Below are 580 nucleotides of genomic sequence, written 5' to 3'. Positions count from 1 at the left end.
AAGCCGGACCAGCAGGTAGACTGAAAACTCGTCTATGGATTGCGCCACCAACGACGAGCGATGCGCGTCAATTAATGGAAGAAGGCTATTACCACATTTATGCTCAAGCCGGCGCTCGTACTGAGATGCCAGGTTGTTCACTATGTATGGGTAACCAAGCCCGTATCGCACCGAACTCTACTGCGGTATCAACGTCAACCCGTAACTTCCCGAACCGTCTAGGTCAAGGCGCTAACGTATACCTTGCTTCTGCAGAGCTTGCAGCCGTAGCAGCGGTACTTGGTAAATTGCCAACCAACGACGAATATCAGCAGTATGCTGGTATGCTAAACAGCATGGGTGATGAAGTATATCAGTACATGAACTTTGACCGTATGACTGATTATACTGAAGAAGCGGATAAAATTAACGTTGCTCAGTTGACCTAATATTGGTTTTAAAGCTAATTAGTAAGATAAAAATAAACCCCGCATCGTCATGATGCGGGGTTTTTTGCTATAAGCACCGACTGGTTTCTCTCGTTATCTTATGTATAATATAAGGGCAGGCGGAAACCGTGGCTCTGCACTCAATCTATCTT

Annotated in this window: 1 protein-coding gene; it reads left to right on the top strand. The window is 45.7% G+C overall.

All coding sequences use genetic code 11. The annotated features are described in order from the left end of the window. The coding region (locus AAEZ03_RS25775; RefSeq protein WP_350582551.1) for an aconitase family protein at positions 1–428 on the top strand (428 nt) is incomplete at its 5' end. Between the last annotated feature and the right edge of the window lie 152 nt (positions 429–580).

The sequence above is a fragment of the Pseudomonas sp. HY2-MNA-CIBAN-0224 genome, from assembly GCF_040310285.1.
Lineage (GTDB): Bacteria > Pseudomonadota > Gammaproteobacteria > Pseudomonadales > Pseudomonadaceae > Aquipseudomonas > Aquipseudomonas helleri.
This window is presented reverse-complemented; position numbering and strand designations above follow the sequence as displayed.